This window comes from Chachezhania antarctica, assembly GCF_003646465.1.
GTDB lineage: Bacteria > Pseudomonadota > Alphaproteobacteria > Rhodobacterales > Rhodobacteraceae > Chachezhania > Chachezhania antarctica.
The window spans coordinates 1-1,294 of sequence record NZ_QZEX01000040.1 but is presented as its reverse complement, the minus strand read 5'-3'; the positions used below and the strand labels follow the sequence as shown (position 1 = coordinate 1,294).

Genomic DNA, 1,294 nt, shown 5'->3' with positions numbered 1-1,294 from the left:
GGGCACCTCGATTTTTGACTGTTTTCTCGACTATGGAGCAGTTGGCGCAGCCTGAAGGGCTTGGAAGGCCGTCAGTTGACGGGTTGTTGCGTCGGGTCTGATGATGCGCAGCCCATTTCAGGGTCGTTTTTGGCGATGAGCAGCATGACCTGCGTCTCTGGCGGTCTGTTTGTCATGCCGGATTTGGGTTGATGCGGCGCAACTGGCAGAGGCGGCGCATGTTGTAGGCAAGGTTCTTCAGCCCGATCTTGGCTTTGGCCCGCACCAGACCGATGGTGCGCACCAAGGTGCCGCCCATGTCGTTTGCCTGCGCGCCGAAGACATGCTCAACCCGGACCCGCACGGTGGATTTGGTCCGGTTGCTGCCCTTGGCCTGTGCAGTCAGCGGCTTGCCGCGCTTGCCCTTGCGGTGGATGTGGCTTTTCAGGTTCCGAGCGCGCAGCTTTACCTCCATTTCCTCGGAGCGATAGGCTGAATCCGCCCATACTCCGGACCCGGTATTGCCCCGCATCAGCAGGTAATCCACCGCCTGGCTGTCATGCTGGGCTGCGTCGCTGACGTGGTAGCGGCGGACCAACTTGTGCTTTCGATCCACATTCACGTGGTTCTTGTAGCCGTAGTGGCTCTTGCCGTGCTTTTTCGTCCAGCGCGCGTCCATGTCCTTCTGCACCCGTTTCGCCAGTTTGTCTGCCCAATCCTCGGGCACCTCACCCTTCTTGATCGTTGCGTTTTCCTCGCGCGTGTTGTGGTTGCGCGGCACCGGCACAATGGAAGCATCAAGGATCTGCCCGCCACGGGCAATATACCCCTGTCGCGCCAGATGACCGTCGAACAACCCGAACAATTCCTCTACCTTGCCCGCGTGCGCCAGCGCGTCTCGATAAAGCCACACCGTCTTGGCATCGGGCACCCGATCCCCGAGACCCAACCCCAAAAACCGCATGAAAGACAGCCGGTCGCGGACCTGATATTCGATTTGGTCATCCGACAGGTTGTAGAGTGCGCTCAGCACCAGCGCTTTGAACATCACCACCGCGTCCATCGGCTTGCGCCCGGCGCGGGATTTGCGATCCGCATCCGGCTTGCGCCAGACCCGTTCAAGAGCCGGGCGAAACTCTTCCCACGGCACGACGGCATCGATCTCCACCAGCGGGTCCTTCTTGGCGTCAAGGCTCGCATAACGGTCCGAAAGATCAAAGAAACCCATCTGCGTCATTGCTGCATCCCCTATATGCCGGTTCACCAAGTCACGATATCGCAGCGCCAAGGTCAGGGCAATTTTTAGAGATGCCCT

The 1,294-nt window shown here is 59.7% G+C and carries 1 protein-coding gene; it reads right to left on the bottom strand.

What is annotated here, in order from left to right; genetic code table 11:
- Positions 1 to 172: 172 nt before the first annotated feature.
- A complete protein-coding gene (locus D4754_RS23740) occupies positions 173 to 1,216 on the bottom strand; it encodes an IS5 family transposase (RefSeq protein WP_114276417.1) in 1,044 nt (347 codons plus the stop codon).
- Between the last annotated feature and the right edge of the window lie 78 nt (positions 1,217 to 1,294).

Excerpts from the sequence above, each read along its gene's own strand:
- D4754_RS23740 (WP_114276417.1), bottom strand. The coding sequence starts at position 1,216 with ATGACGCAGATGGGTTTCTTTGATCTTTCGGACCGTTATGCGAGCCTT.